This window comes from Enterococcus sp. VV15, from assembly GCF_005236045.1.
Classification (GTDB): Bacteria; Bacillota; Bacilli; order Lactobacillales; family Enterococcaceae; genus Enterococcus_B; species Enterococcus_B durans.
Genome location: NZ_QPTY01000052.1, coordinates 1 through 11,013, shown reverse-complemented (window position 1 = coordinate 11,013; position 11,013 = coordinate 1). Strand labels below are relative to the sequence as shown.

16 protein-coding genes and 1 pseudogene are annotated in these 11,013 nt (G+C 36.9%); all 17 read left to right on the top strand.

The features are described 5' to 3' along the window. Positions 1 to 246: 246 nt before the first annotated feature. On the top strand, positions 247 to 1,101 hold the full coding sequence (locus DVW83_RS13555) for a hypothetical protein (protein ID WP_137239537.1): 855 nt from the start codon (positions 247 to 249) through the stop codon (positions 1,099 to 1,101). A gap of 53 nt (positions 1,102 to 1,154) precedes the next feature. Then, complete coding sequence (locus DVW83_RS13550) at positions 1,155 to 1,487, top strand: HNH endonuclease (protein WP_104660546.1); 333 nt, start codon at positions 1,155 to 1,157, stop codon at positions 1,485 to 1,487. Positions 1,488 to 1,635: 148 nt separating this feature from the next. Then, entirely contained in the window at positions 1,636 to 2,877 is a 1,242-nt protein-coding gene (locus DVW83_RS13545) for a phage portal protein (RefSeq protein ID WP_137239535.1), read from the top strand. Next, entirely contained in the window at positions 2,870 to 3,631 is a 762-nt protein-coding gene (locus DVW83_RS13540) for a hypothetical protein (protein ID WP_137239533.1), read from the top strand. Before DVW83_RS13545 ends, DVW83_RS13540 begins: the two co-directional genes overlap by 8 nt. A gap of 3 nt (positions 3,632 to 3,634) precedes the next feature. Next, positions 3,635 to 3,856, top strand: a complete 222-nt coding sequence (locus DVW83_RS13535; protein ID WP_137239531.1) for a hypothetical protein — start codon at positions 3,635 to 3,637, stop codon at positions 3,854 to 3,856. Positions 3,857 to 3,929: 73 nt separating this feature from the next. Beyond that, positions 3,930 to 5,339: a DEAD/DEAH box helicase family protein gene (locus tag DVW83_RS13530; RefSeq protein WP_137239529.1), complete on the top strand. Its 1,410-nt coding sequence runs from the start codon at positions 3,930 to 3,932 to the stop codon at positions 5,337 to 5,339. A gap of 78 nt (positions 5,340 to 5,417) precedes the next feature. Next, a complete protein-coding gene (locus DVW83_RS13525) occupies positions 5,418 to 5,885 on the top strand; it encodes a capsid assembly scaffolding protein Gp46 family protein (RefSeq protein ID WP_167592814.1) in 468 nt (155 codons plus the stop codon). Between the two features lie 4 nt (positions 5,886 to 5,889). Further along, positions 5,890 to 6,789 (top strand): phage major capsid protein, encoded by a 900-nt coding sequence (locus tag DVW83_RS13520; RefSeq protein WP_137239527.1) that lies wholly within the window; start codon positions 5,890 to 5,892, stop codon positions 6,787 to 6,789. Next, entirely contained in the window at positions 6,789 to 7,112 is a 324-nt protein-coding gene (locus DVW83_RS13515) for a hypothetical protein (RefSeq protein ID WP_137239525.1), read from the top strand. Before DVW83_RS13520 ends, DVW83_RS13515 begins: the two co-directional genes overlap by 1 nt. Positions 7,113 to 7,116: 4 nt before the next feature. Further along, on the top strand, positions 7,117 to 7,515 hold the full coding sequence (locus DVW83_RS13510; RefSeq protein WP_137239523.1) for a phage Gp19/Gp15/Gp42 family protein: 399 nt from the start codon (positions 7,117 to 7,119) through the stop codon (positions 7,513 to 7,515). Further along, positions 7,502 to 7,840, top strand: coding sequence for a hypothetical protein (locus DVW83_RS13505; RefSeq protein WP_137239521.1), 339 nt, complete (start codon positions 7,502 to 7,504; stop codon positions 7,838 to 7,840). The genes DVW83_RS13510 and DVW83_RS13505 overlap by 14 nt, the downstream gene beginning before the upstream one ends. Continuing rightward, positions 7,833 to 8,069 (top strand): hypothetical protein, encoded by a 237-nt coding sequence (locus DVW83_RS13500; protein ID WP_010732375.1) that lies wholly within the window; start codon positions 7,833 to 7,835, stop codon positions 8,067 to 8,069. Before DVW83_RS13505 ends, DVW83_RS13500 begins: the two co-directional genes overlap by 8 nt. Then, complete coding sequence (locus DVW83_RS13495; RefSeq protein ID WP_137239519.1) at positions 8,070 to 8,405, top strand: hypothetical protein; 336 nt, start codon at positions 8,070 to 8,072, stop codon at positions 8,403 to 8,405. It abuts the gene before it with no gap. An 11-nt stretch (positions 8,406 to 8,416) separates the two neighbouring features. Then, the gene (locus tag DVW83_RS13490) at positions 8,417 to 9,007 is read left to right on the top strand and encodes a phage tail tube protein (protein WP_137239517.1); all 591 of its coding nucleotides are present in this window, start codon (positions 8,417 to 8,419) and stop codon (positions 9,005 to 9,007) included. Continuing rightward, positions 9,007 to 9,267, top strand: a complete 261-nt coding sequence (locus tag DVW83_RS13485; RefSeq protein WP_104660558.1) for a hypothetical protein — start codon at positions 9,007 to 9,009, stop codon at positions 9,265 to 9,267. Before DVW83_RS13490 ends, DVW83_RS13485 begins: the two co-directional genes overlap by 1 nt. 11 nt (positions 9,268 to 9,278) lie before the next feature. Continuing rightward, entirely contained in the window at positions 9,279 to 9,665 is a 387-nt protein-coding gene (locus tag DVW83_RS13480) for a DUF5361 domain-containing protein (protein ID WP_104660559.1), read from the top strand. After that, positions 9,665 to 11,013: pseudogene (locus DVW83_RS13475) on the top strand (hypothetical protein); the annotation flags it as partial. The gene DVW83_RS13480 and the pseudogene DVW83_RS13475, both read left to right, overlap by 1 nt.

Genomic DNA, 11,013 nt, shown 5'->3' with positions numbered 1-11,013 from the left:
TATCTATTAATTATGTCGTTGTGGCGGAAAGGGTAGACGCTAAGCATGCGTGCTAGGTCAATGCTTCGGCAACCATGCAAGGTTCGATTCCTTGCCAGCTACTTTGGGTTTACGGTAATCCCAAGCTACCAGTTAGCAAAACCGTAAATTCTTTATTTAAAGGACTACTCGTTTCGAGTGGTTCTTTTTATTATTTACTTAATCAGTTATCCTTTAAATATAGATATGTAAAGGAGATTAATGATTATGGGAGAAAAAGTAGATGCAGCAAAAAATTTTTTGTTTGAAAATGTTTTATCAGTAGTAACCGAACACGGAAAAGATTTTCTAAAAGAAAATGCGTTACCCTTATTAACAAACGAAATTGCTAGGCAAGGTGGTGATATATTGATTGATTATGGAGCTAGTTTAATACCTGGTATTGGTGGAGCTATAACGGAGTTCAGGACGAATAAAAAAATAAGAAATTTAGAAGTTATGGTTCAAATTATTAATAAAAGAAATGAAGAACTAAAGGAAAAATTCGAAAAACAAACTTTGGAAAATAAAGAAATTTTAGATGAAATATTCGAAATGGTAATGAGAAAAATCGAATCTACTAATCAGTCTGAAAAAATCGAATTTATGATAAATGGTTATTCAGAATTTTTAAACTTGGATAATCCCTCTTTTGATGTAGCTTACCTATATTATGATACGCTTGATAAGTTGACAGTTTTAGATATTTCAGTTCTAAAATTGTCATATAAAACTAATACACTTGAGGATATCGATGGATACAATAGCTATACAGATTTATTAGAGGCGTTTGATATTAATTACGATCAATATGTTGCTGTTAGGGAAAATTTACATCGCTTAGGGTTAATGCAAAATGAATATGATGATAAGCTTGCGAAAGATATAAAAAATCTGCAAATTGCAATCGATGAAATTAGAAATTCTACAGAGAGTATACTAAATTTTTTGTCTAGTAAAAGAACGCCGAAATTGAAGAGTCTATCTGGAAAAAGTAAGGTAAGCCTCAAAGCTAAAGATAAATTAAAAATATCAAAATTTGGAAGAGATTTTATACGCTTTTTTATTATTAATAATCAGTAAAAATAGATCACTCGCTGAGTGGTCTTTTTGTTTTGCATAAGGGAGGTAAAACTATGGCATTGCGTGCTGACAAACAAGGCGCTCACCGTGTTGCATTCGATAAGAATAGAAAGAGGCTGCTTAAGACTGAGAATGTTTGTGGGATTTGTGGAAAACCAATCAATAAGAATCTGAAAGCTCCCGATCCAATGAGTCCAGTTGTCGATCATATTATTCCAATCAACAAAGGAGGACATCCGTCAGCTATCGAGAACCTGCAACTAGCACATTGGACTTGTAACAGACAGAAGTCAGACAAACTATTCAATAATAAAAAAGAAGAACAAAAAGTAATTGGAAATAGAAACCTTCCCAAAAGCCTTGATTGGACTTTATACAGTGGTTAAAAGAAGTAGGTATAAAGATACTAAAAATAAATTTAAAAGCCGTGAGTGAAAGAATATGGGGGCATACCACCCCCTCCGGTGGTTGCTTCGTACTTCACGCAGTCACTGTACATTTTTTCTCGCGCGAACTTTGAAAGGAGTTGATTAAATGGAATTGCAAGGCATTGAATACTTGCGAAATAAGTTAAACACGCACAAAAGTCGTGTGGATATGCGTTATAAGCAATATGCGATGAAACATTATGATCCACCTATTGGAATAACAATTCCGCCAGCTATCAGATCAAAATATCGATCAGTTTTGGGGTGGTGTTCAAAAGGCGTGGATGCCCTCGCTGATCGTCTAGTTTTTCGTGAATTTGCTAATGATGATTTTGAAGTAAATGAAATTTTTCAAGCCAATAACCCAGATGTGTTTTTCGATAGCGCAGTGCTTTCAGCTTTGATTGCATCTTGCGCTTTTGTTTATGTCTCAAAAGGTGAGGATGATATGCCACGTTTACAAGTTATTGAGGCGAGCAATGCAACTGGTGTCATTGATCCGATTACTGGTTTGTTGACAGAGGGATATGCAGTGCTTGAAAGAGATAAGTACAATAGACCGACTATCGAGGCATATTTTGGTCCCGGATACACAGACTATTATTATGCTGATAGCAATATTGAAGATAATCGAATCGAACATAGTTTTCAGCATCCGTTACTGGTCCCGATTATTCATCGACCTGATCCAGTTCGTCCATTTGGACGTTCTCGTATTACTCGATCAGGCATGTATTATCAGCGCTATGCTAAACGAACACTTGAACGAGCTGATGTGACTGCTGAATTTTATTCGTTTCCACAAAAATATGTTGTGGGTACAGATCCTGATTCTGAACCGCTTGATAGTTGGAAAGCCACTGTTTCGGCGATGCTTGAATTTACAAAAGGTGAAGGCGGTGATAAGCCAACGCTTGGGCAATTCACGACATCAAGCATGACACCTTTCACCGAACAACTGAAAACAGCAGCTGCTGGCTTCGCTGGAGAAATGGGACTAACGATGGATGATTTAGGATTTGCTTCTGACAATCCGTCCAGTGTAGAGGCAATCAAAGCAAGTCATGAAAATTTGCGACTCGCAGGACGAAAAGCACAACGTTCACTTGGTTCTGGTTTATTGAATGTAGCGTATACAGCTGCATGTTTACGAGATGATTATCCATATTATCGTTATCAATTCAATCAAACTATACCTAAATGGGAACCGTTATTTGAAGCCGATGCAAGTGCTTTATCATTGATTGGTGACGGAGCTATTAAGTTAAATCAAGCAATACCTGGATACGTTAATAGCGAAGTCATGCGGGACCTGACAGGTATTAAAGGAGCTGAAACAAATGGATAACGATATTGTGCCAGCTTTACTAGAAGAAATCCAAAATGAATTTGATAAGCGAACTTATAACAGTAAAAAATTAAAAAAAGCTTTTCTCTTGCTGCAGAATAAAAAAGCTACCTATTTGGATGCGAACAATTTTGCAATAGAAATAGGCGAAATTTTATCTGACGTGTTAAGAACCAAAATTACTGCCGAAGTTCTTCCTGATGGAAAAATGTACTTCAATATCGCTGATAGAATTTTAAATCCAACAATGAAAAAAAATTACGATTTGATTTCTAATTTTATCGTAGACGTACAAACAGAATTGAATCGTACTGCAAACCTCAGATTAAAAGGACAGATTCCAGAATTTAATCAAGATCGTATTGATGGGATAGTCAATCGAATTTCAAGCGAAGAAGATTTTGAATCAATCAAATGGCTTTTAGGTGATCCTATTATAAATTTTAGTCAAAGTATTGTAGATGATGGAATCAAAGCCAATGCAGAGTTTCATGCAAAAGCAGGCTTACAACCCAAAATTACTCGTAGAGTTTCAGGATATGCTTGTGAGTGGTGTCAGAACTTGTCTGGGACTTATGATTATTATGAAGCTCCAGACGATATTTACAGACGTCATGAGCGTTGTAGGTGCACAGTAGATTACAAACCAGGGGACGGAAGGCAGCAAGATGTTTGGTCTAAACGATGGAAAGACCCTAAAAAACAAGAGAAAATTAGTGTACGAAAAATGTTGAATATAAGAAAAGAGGGATAAGCATTGGATTTTCAACAAGCAAAACGAAAAAAAGAACGTGGTCAAACTAATGAAGAATTCTTGAAATGGGTGTTCGAAGAAGTAAAAGATTTTGAACAAATCTCTATCACAGTTGAATATCCTTCTGGTTCGATAGAAACCTTTTTTAGTCAAGAAGAAAGTTTATCGTTGGTTGGAATGTTAGAAGTTGGAAAACAACAAATATTGACAGATATGCAATATTAGGCATAATTACTAGGCTTTTTATCATCCCAGCGACAGGGTTATCATGCATGATTGAGATTGAAGGGGGATATTTATGACTACTAAAGCACGACTTGGTAATCAGCATCCTACTCAATCGGTAATATTGCCATATGACAAATCTCTATATCAAGAAGCGGTTGATTATTATCAGCGGACGGGTCGTAAATGCTACGAATGGCAAGTAAACATGCTAAAGGCAATCATGGCTATTGATGATGATGGATTATGGGTTCACCAAAAATTTGGATTTTCTATACCTCGTCGGAATGGTAAAACGGAAATTGTTTACGATGTCGAAATATGGGCGTTGGAAAATGGACTAAACGTCTTGCACACGGCTCATCGAATCAGCACGTCTCATTCTTCATTTGAAAAACTAAAAAAATATCTTGAAGAATGCGGCTATGTTGAAGGCACAGATTTCAATTCGATTAAAGCTAAAGGACAGGAACGGCTAGAATTATATGAAACAGGTGGTGTGATCCAATTTCGTACCAGAACATCTAGCGGTGGTCTTGGTGAAGGTTTTGATTTTCTAGTTATTGATGAAGCTCAAGAATATACAACTGAACAAGAGTCTGCTTTGAAATATACTGTTACTGATAGCGATAATCCTTTAACAATCATGTGTGGAACACCACCAACGCCAGTTTCTAGTGGGACAGTATTCACTAACTATCGTGAGAATACGTTATTTGGGAAATCAAAGTATTCAGGCTGGGCGGAATGGTCGGTTGATGAAATCAAAGATATTCATGACGTGGAATCATGGTACAATTCCAATCCATCAATGGGTTACCATTTGAATGAACGAAAAATTGAAGCCGAACTAGGTGAAGATGAATTGGACCACAATGTTCAGCGTCTTGGATACTGGCCAAAATACAACCAGAAATCAGCAATATCAGAAACCGACTGGCAATCACTAAAAGTAAATGCTTTGCCTGTGTTGAAAGGTCCTTTATATGTTGGAATCAAATACGGAAATGATGGGGCAAATGTCGCGATGAGTATTGCTGTTCGAACTTTGTCCGGAAAAATATTTGTTGAAGCTATCGACTGTCAATCAGTCAGAAATGGAAATCAATGGATCATCAATTTTCTTAAAAAAGCCAATGTTGAAAAAGTGGTGATAGATGGAGCAGGTAGTCAAAATATCCTTGCTGAAGAAATGAAGGATTTCAAACTAAAAGAGCCCATTTTACCAAAAGTGTCAGAAATCATCACTGCCAATTCACTTTGGGAGCAAGGGATTTTTCAAAAAGGAATCTGCCACTGTGATCAACCATCGCTGACACAAGTCGTTACGAACAGTGAGAAAAGAAATATTGGTTCAAACGGTGGATTTGGTTATAAATCGCAATTTGAAGATATGGATATCAGTCTTATGGATAGTGCGCTTTTAGCACATTGGGTTTGCAGTATCAACAAGCCCAAGAAAAAACAACAAATCAGGTATTAAACGATTATCAATTTTGATAGTCGTTTTTTTAATACACAAAATTACCGAACTGCCGGGCAAGCAGGAGAAAGGATTTTTATCATGACATTTAAAATAATTGAAACACAAGAGGAACTGGACCGAATTATCCAGGAGCGATTGAATCGTGAGAAAGAGAAATTCGCAGATTACGATGCAATTAAGACACGCAATGCGGAATTAGAAAATGAAATCGGTACTTTGAAATCAACCATCGAAGAAACAAATGCTGCTACAAAGACTCATGAGCAAACAGTGGCTGATCTAAATAAAAAAATTGCTGAATATGAAACAGCAAGCTTGCGAACTAGAATCGCTTTGCAAAACGGATTGCCCATTGATTTAGCGGATCGCTTGGTTGGAGATGATGAAGAAAGTATCAAAGCTGATGCAGAACGTTTGGCTGGATTTGTCGGCAAAAAGCAACAAACACCGCCACCGTTGAAAAATCAAGAGCCACCTTTGGAAAAAGGAAAAGACGCATCATACAAAAACTTAATTGAAAATCTTAATTTAGAAGGAGAATAATATTATGGCAACTTTATCAAAAGGAAGTTTATTTGATCCAGAATTAGTATCAGACTTAATCAACAAAGTAAAAGGAAAGAGCTCGTTAGTTACGCTTTCTCAACAAAAACCAATCCCATTTAATGGTCAAAAAGAATTCACTTTTACGATGGATTCTGAAATTGATATCGTGGCAGAAAATGGACAAAAAAGCCATGGTGGTGTTTCGCTTGCACCAGTAACGATTGTTCCAATCAAAGTTGAATATGGCGCTCGTATTTCTGATGAATTTATTTATGCTTCAGAAGAAGAACAAATTGATATTGTCAAAGCATTCAATGATGGGTATGCTCGCAAACTTGCACGTGGGCTAGATTTAATGGCATTTCATGGAATTAACCCTCGTTCCGGTACGGCATCAGCTATTATTGGCGACAATCATTTTGACAGCAAAGTAACTCAAACGGTTGATTTTAATGCTGCGGATCCAGATGCAAATATTGAGGCTGCTGCTTCATTAATTCAAGGTGCAGAAGGTGTAATTTCTGGTATGGCGATGGACCCACAATTTTCTTCTGCTTTAGCGGCTTATAAAGTAAATGGCGTTAAACAATTCCCAGAACTTGCGTGGGGTGCTAATCCGGGAGCAGTTCGGGGAATTCCTACTGATATTAATCGAACTGTATCAAATGGAAAAAATGATTTAGTGATAATTGGTGATTTTTCTTCCATGTTCCAATGGGGATATGCGAAAGAAATTCCGTTAGAAGTTATCAAATATGGTGATCCTGACGGTAGCGGAAAAGACTTGAAAAATTACAACCAAGTTTACTTACGTTCTGAAACTTATTTAGGTTGGGGTATTATGGATGGCAATAGCTTTGCTCGTGTTATTAAACCAGCCGAAAGCGGAGGCGGAGAATAATGGAATATAAGAATACGAAAACAGGGGTTACATTCAGTAGCCCTTGTGTTATTTCTGGTGGCGACTGGGTTCTTGTTGAAGATAACAAAAAGACAGAACAGTCTAAAAGAGAAATGGAAAAACAAGAAAAGCAAGATCAACCAGAAGACAAAGCCGGAGAAGTTGCTGAAAAGCAAGTCGAAGAAGACAAAACTGGCGATCCAGCTTTTGACTCAATCACTGTTCCTCAAATCAAACAAGAACTAGATGCTTTTGGTATCAAGTACAGTGCCACTGCTAAGAAACAAGAGTTGTATGACTTAATGATGTCGCAAGGGAAGTGATCAGATGCAACCTTTTGCAACAATTGATGATTTGGAAAATCTATGGCGTGTATTAAAGCCTGATGAAATCGAACGTGCCAAGCGGCTACTTGTCATTGTTTCTGATTCGCTACGTGAAGAAGCCGGGCGAGTGGGTAAAGACTTAGACAAGATGATCAATGAAAAGCCACCTTATTTCATCAATGTAGTGAAGTCAGTGACGGTTGATATTGTTGCGCGAACACTTATGACGTCAACTGATCAGGAACCGATGACCCAAACAACACAAAGTGCATTGGGATATTCCTGGTCTGGGTCGTATCTCGTTCCTGGTGGAGGATTGTTCATCAAGAACACGGAACTAAGCCGTTTAGGTTTGCGACGCCAGCGATATGGGGTGATTGATTTTTATGTCCAAGATTAAAGGGATGACTATTATTCTTGTCGATAAAATTGAAACAGGAACAGATCCATTTGGTAATCCTATTTATGAAGAGCAAGAAATCGAAATTGAAAATGTCCTAGTCAGTCCTACTTCGTCCGATGACATTGTGAATCAATTGACGCTGACCGGCAAAAAAGCCGTATATACGTTGGCCATTCCTAAAAGTGATACACACGATTGGGAAGATAAGGAAGTCAAATTCTTTGGCCAACGATGGCGTGTATTTGGAATACCGCTTGAAGGGATTGAAGAACTCATTCCACTTGATTGGAACAAGAAAGTGATGGTGGAGCGTTATGGCTAAAAATAAATTCAAGCTCAATTATTCCGGAGTCGGTCAATTATTGAAGTCGGCTGAAATGCAAGGTGTATTGACTGAAAAGGCAACAGCCATTAAGAATCGCGCGGGGGAAGGATACGCACAAGATGTATATGTCGGGAAAACTCGTGCAAATGCGATGGTCTATGCTGATTCTTACAAAGCAAAAAGAGACAACATGAAAAATAATACGTTACTGAAGGCGGTGCGTTAAATGATTGAGATCGTTATTAAGCAATATCTAGATAGTCATTTATCTGTACCGTCTTTTTTAGAACAAACAGGGAAAATGCCAGATAGTTATGTTTTATTCGAGAAAACAGGAAGCTCAAAACGTAATTATCTTCCTTCGTCTACATTGGCTTTTCAAAGTTATGCGGAATCGATGTATAATGCCGCAAAATTAAATGAAGAACTGAAAGAAGTAGTTGAAAACATGATTGAACTTGATGAAATCAGCAATGTTCAATTAAACAGCGACTACCCTTTTACAGATACGACAACGAAAAAATATCGATATCAAGCAGTCTTTGATATCAATCATTATTAGGAGGGAAACAGATGTCAAAAACAGAAAATGTATCTACGGCAAAACCCAAAATTGGTGGCGCAATTTATTCTGCGCCATTGGGAACTACTTTACCTACTAATGCTATTGCAGAATTAAATGAAGCATTCAAAAGTTTGGGATATATCTCAGAAGATGGGTTAAAGAATAACAATACACCTGAAACAGACGCAATCAAAGCGTGGGGTGGTGATACAGTTGATGTTGTGCAAAATGAAAAAGCAGATACTTTTAGTTATACATTGATTGAAGCGTTGAATGTCGATGTATTAAAGGAAGTATATGGGGTAAATAATGTTTCAGGTAGTCTAGAAACAATGATTACTATTAAGGCAAATTCTACACCATTGGAAGCGCATAGTTTAGTTGTAGATATGGTTTTAAAAGCGGGTATATTAAAACGTATTGTTATCCCAAATGCTACGATTTCAGAGATTGGAGAAATTAACTATGCAGATGAAGATGCCATTGGATACGAAACTACTTTAACGGCTATGCCAGATAAAAATGGTGATACTCATACCGAATATATCCAAAAACCTACCAATCCAAATAAGATATCAAATGAAGGAGTTGTAAAATAATGAAGGGGAAAACTAAATCAGGATTTGAGTATAAAATTTCGAAAGAACGTTTAGATAACTATGAATTATTAGAAGCTATCGTTGAGCTAGAAACCAATCCATTAACTCTTTCTAAAGTAGTTATTATGCTTTTAGGTAAAGAACAAACTGAAAAATTAAAAGATCATTTACGGACAAAGGACGGTATTGTTCCGGCAGAAAAAATGTCAGAAGAAATTACTGAAATTTTCCAAAGTCATTCAAATACAAAAAACTCTTAGTCCTTGCTAGGATGATATATATAGATGAAGAAGCATTAATTTGCGATCTAGCTGAGACATATCAAATCTATGACTACAAACAGTTACCACTTTCAAAGGTAGCTGTTTTTTCTTGTGGTTTAAGAGAAGATTCCAGAATCAAAATGAAAATGAGTAATCAAACTGTATCGTTTGAAACACTTTTATTAGCAGGTATCTCAGATAAATTAAGTGTCCTTCTTTGGACTAAAACGAAAGATGCAGAGAAAGGTAAAAATTTACCAAAAATGATTATGGATGGGCTTCTTCCTTACAAGAAGGAGATGAGTACAGCGGATACATCTATATTTGATTCTAGTGAGGATTTTGAGCGAAGAAGAAATGAACTAATTAAGCAATTTGATGGAGGTGGGATGTAGTGGCAACAGAAATAGGTCAAGCTTATGTACAGATCATTCCATCAGCAAAAGGTATTAGTGGAGCAATAAAAAGCCAACTTGATCCAGAAGCTTCATCAGCAGGTATCAGTGCTGGTAATAGTTTAGGAAGCAAGCTTGTTGGTGTTGTGAAAGGTATTATTGCTGCTGCTGCCATTGGTAAATCAATAGGTGCAGCCTTGACAGAAGGAGCAAATCTTCAGCAATCGCTTGGAGGGATTGAAACACTGTTCAAAAGTAGTGCTGATAAAGTAAAAAAATATGCAGATGAAGCATATAGAACTTCTGGTTTGTCTGCAAATGACTATATGGAAAATGTTACTAGCTTTAGTGCTAGTTTATTACAATCTGTTGGTGGAGATACGGAGAAAGCAGCAGATATTGCTAATATGGCTATGATTGATATGTCTGATAATGCCAATAAAATGGGAACAAATATGACAGACATTCAAAATGCTTATCAAGGATTTGCTAAACAAAATTACACCATGTTAGATAACCTCAAGCTAGGATACGGTGGGACTAAAGAAGAAATGCAACGTCTTTTATCTGATGCAGAAAAACTGACAGGTGTTAAGTATGATATCAGTAATTTAAGCGATGTATATAATGCCATTCATGCTATTCAAGAAAATCTAGATATTACTGGCACAACCGCAAAAGAAGCTGCTGAAACGTTTAGTGGTTCATTTGCTGCGATGAAGTCGTCGCTTTCTAATGTCTTAGGGAAAATGGCATTAGGGCAAGATATCAAACCTTCACTAAATCAGTTGGCAGAAACTACTTCAACATTTCTTTTTGGAAACTTTATTCCGATGGTCGGCAATATTTTAAAGGCTCTTCCTGGAGCGATTGTCACATTTATTAAAGCGGCCATTCCATATATGAAAGAAGGAATAAGAAATTTATTAGGATCAGTTTTAGAGCCATTTCAGGATATTGGGGAAAAGATTACGGGTTCATTTAAAGGATTCGATGAATTAGGGGATACTTTTTCAAATCTAAGTTCAAAAATTGATTTGCCAGCAACCGGTTTGAAAATTCTTCAAATATCTTTTAGTGCGTTGCTAGGTCCAGCAGGGCTAGTACTAAAAGTAGTTGGTATGATTGCTGATGCATTTCAAAACAAAGGGATAAAAGGCGGAATGAGTCAGATTTCTCAATCATTTGAAGAATTGGCTTCTGGTATTGCTCAAAATGCTCCCAAACTAGGTTATGTATTCGGTACAGCTTTAAAGGGCATTCTAACAGCCATAGGTGCAACTTTGCCAAGTATTATTTCTGGTGGATTGGCGGTAATTGGTGGATTTATCACAGGAATTGTGCAAGG

Excerpts from the sequence above, each read along its gene's own strand:
- DVW83_RS13550 (WP_104660546.1), top strand. The coding sequence starts at position 1,155 with ATGGCATTGCGTGCTGACAAACAAGGCGCTCACCGTGTTGCATTCGAT.
- DVW83_RS13480 (WP_104660559.1), top strand. The coding sequence starts at position 9,279 with ATGATATATATAGATGAAGAAGCATTAATTTGCGATCTAGCTGAGACA.
- DVW83_RS13510 (WP_137239523.1), top strand. The coding sequence starts at position 7,117 with ATGCAACCTTTTGCAACAATTGATGATTTGGAAAATCTATGGCGTGTA.
- DVW83_RS13540 (WP_137239533.1), top strand. The coding sequence starts at position 2,870 with ATGGATAACGATATTGTGCCAGCTTTACTAGAAGAAATCCAAAATGAA.
- DVW83_RS13505 (WP_137239521.1), top strand. The coding sequence starts at position 7,502 with ATGTCCAAGATTAAAGGGATGACTATTATTCTTGTCGATAAAATTGAA.
- DVW83_RS13490 (WP_137239517.1), top strand. The coding sequence starts at position 8,417 with ATGTCAAAAACAGAAAATGTATCTACGGCAAAACCCAAAATTGGTGGC.
- DVW83_RS13500 (WP_010732375.1), top strand. The coding sequence starts at position 7,833 with ATGGCTAAAAATAAATTCAAGCTCAATTATTCCGGAGTCGGTCAATTA.
- DVW83_RS13515 (WP_137239525.1), top strand. The coding sequence starts at position 6,789 with ATGGAATATAAGAATACGAAAACAGGGGTTACATTCAGTAGCCCTTGT.
- DVW83_RS13485 (WP_104660558.1), top strand. The coding sequence starts at position 9,007 with ATGAAGGGGAAAACTAAATCAGGATTTGAGTATAAAATTTCGAAAGAA.
- DVW83_RS13520 (WP_137239527.1), top strand. The coding sequence starts at position 5,890 with ATGGCAACTTTATCAAAAGGAAGTTTATTTGATCCAGAATTAGTATCA.
- DVW83_RS13555 (WP_137239537.1), top strand. The coding sequence starts at position 247 with ATGGGAGAAAAAGTAGATGCAGCAAAAAATTTTTTGTTTGAAAATGTT.
- DVW83_RS13545 (WP_137239535.1), top strand. The coding sequence starts at position 1,636 with ATGGAATTGCAAGGCATTGAATACTTGCGAAATAAGTTAAACACGCAC.
- DVW83_RS13530 (WP_137239529.1), top strand. The coding sequence starts at position 3,930 with ATGACTACTAAAGCACGACTTGGTAATCAGCATCCTACTCAATCGGTA.
- DVW83_RS13495 (WP_137239519.1), top strand. The coding sequence starts at position 8,070 with ATGATTGAGATCGTTATTAAGCAATATCTAGATAGTCATTTATCTGTA.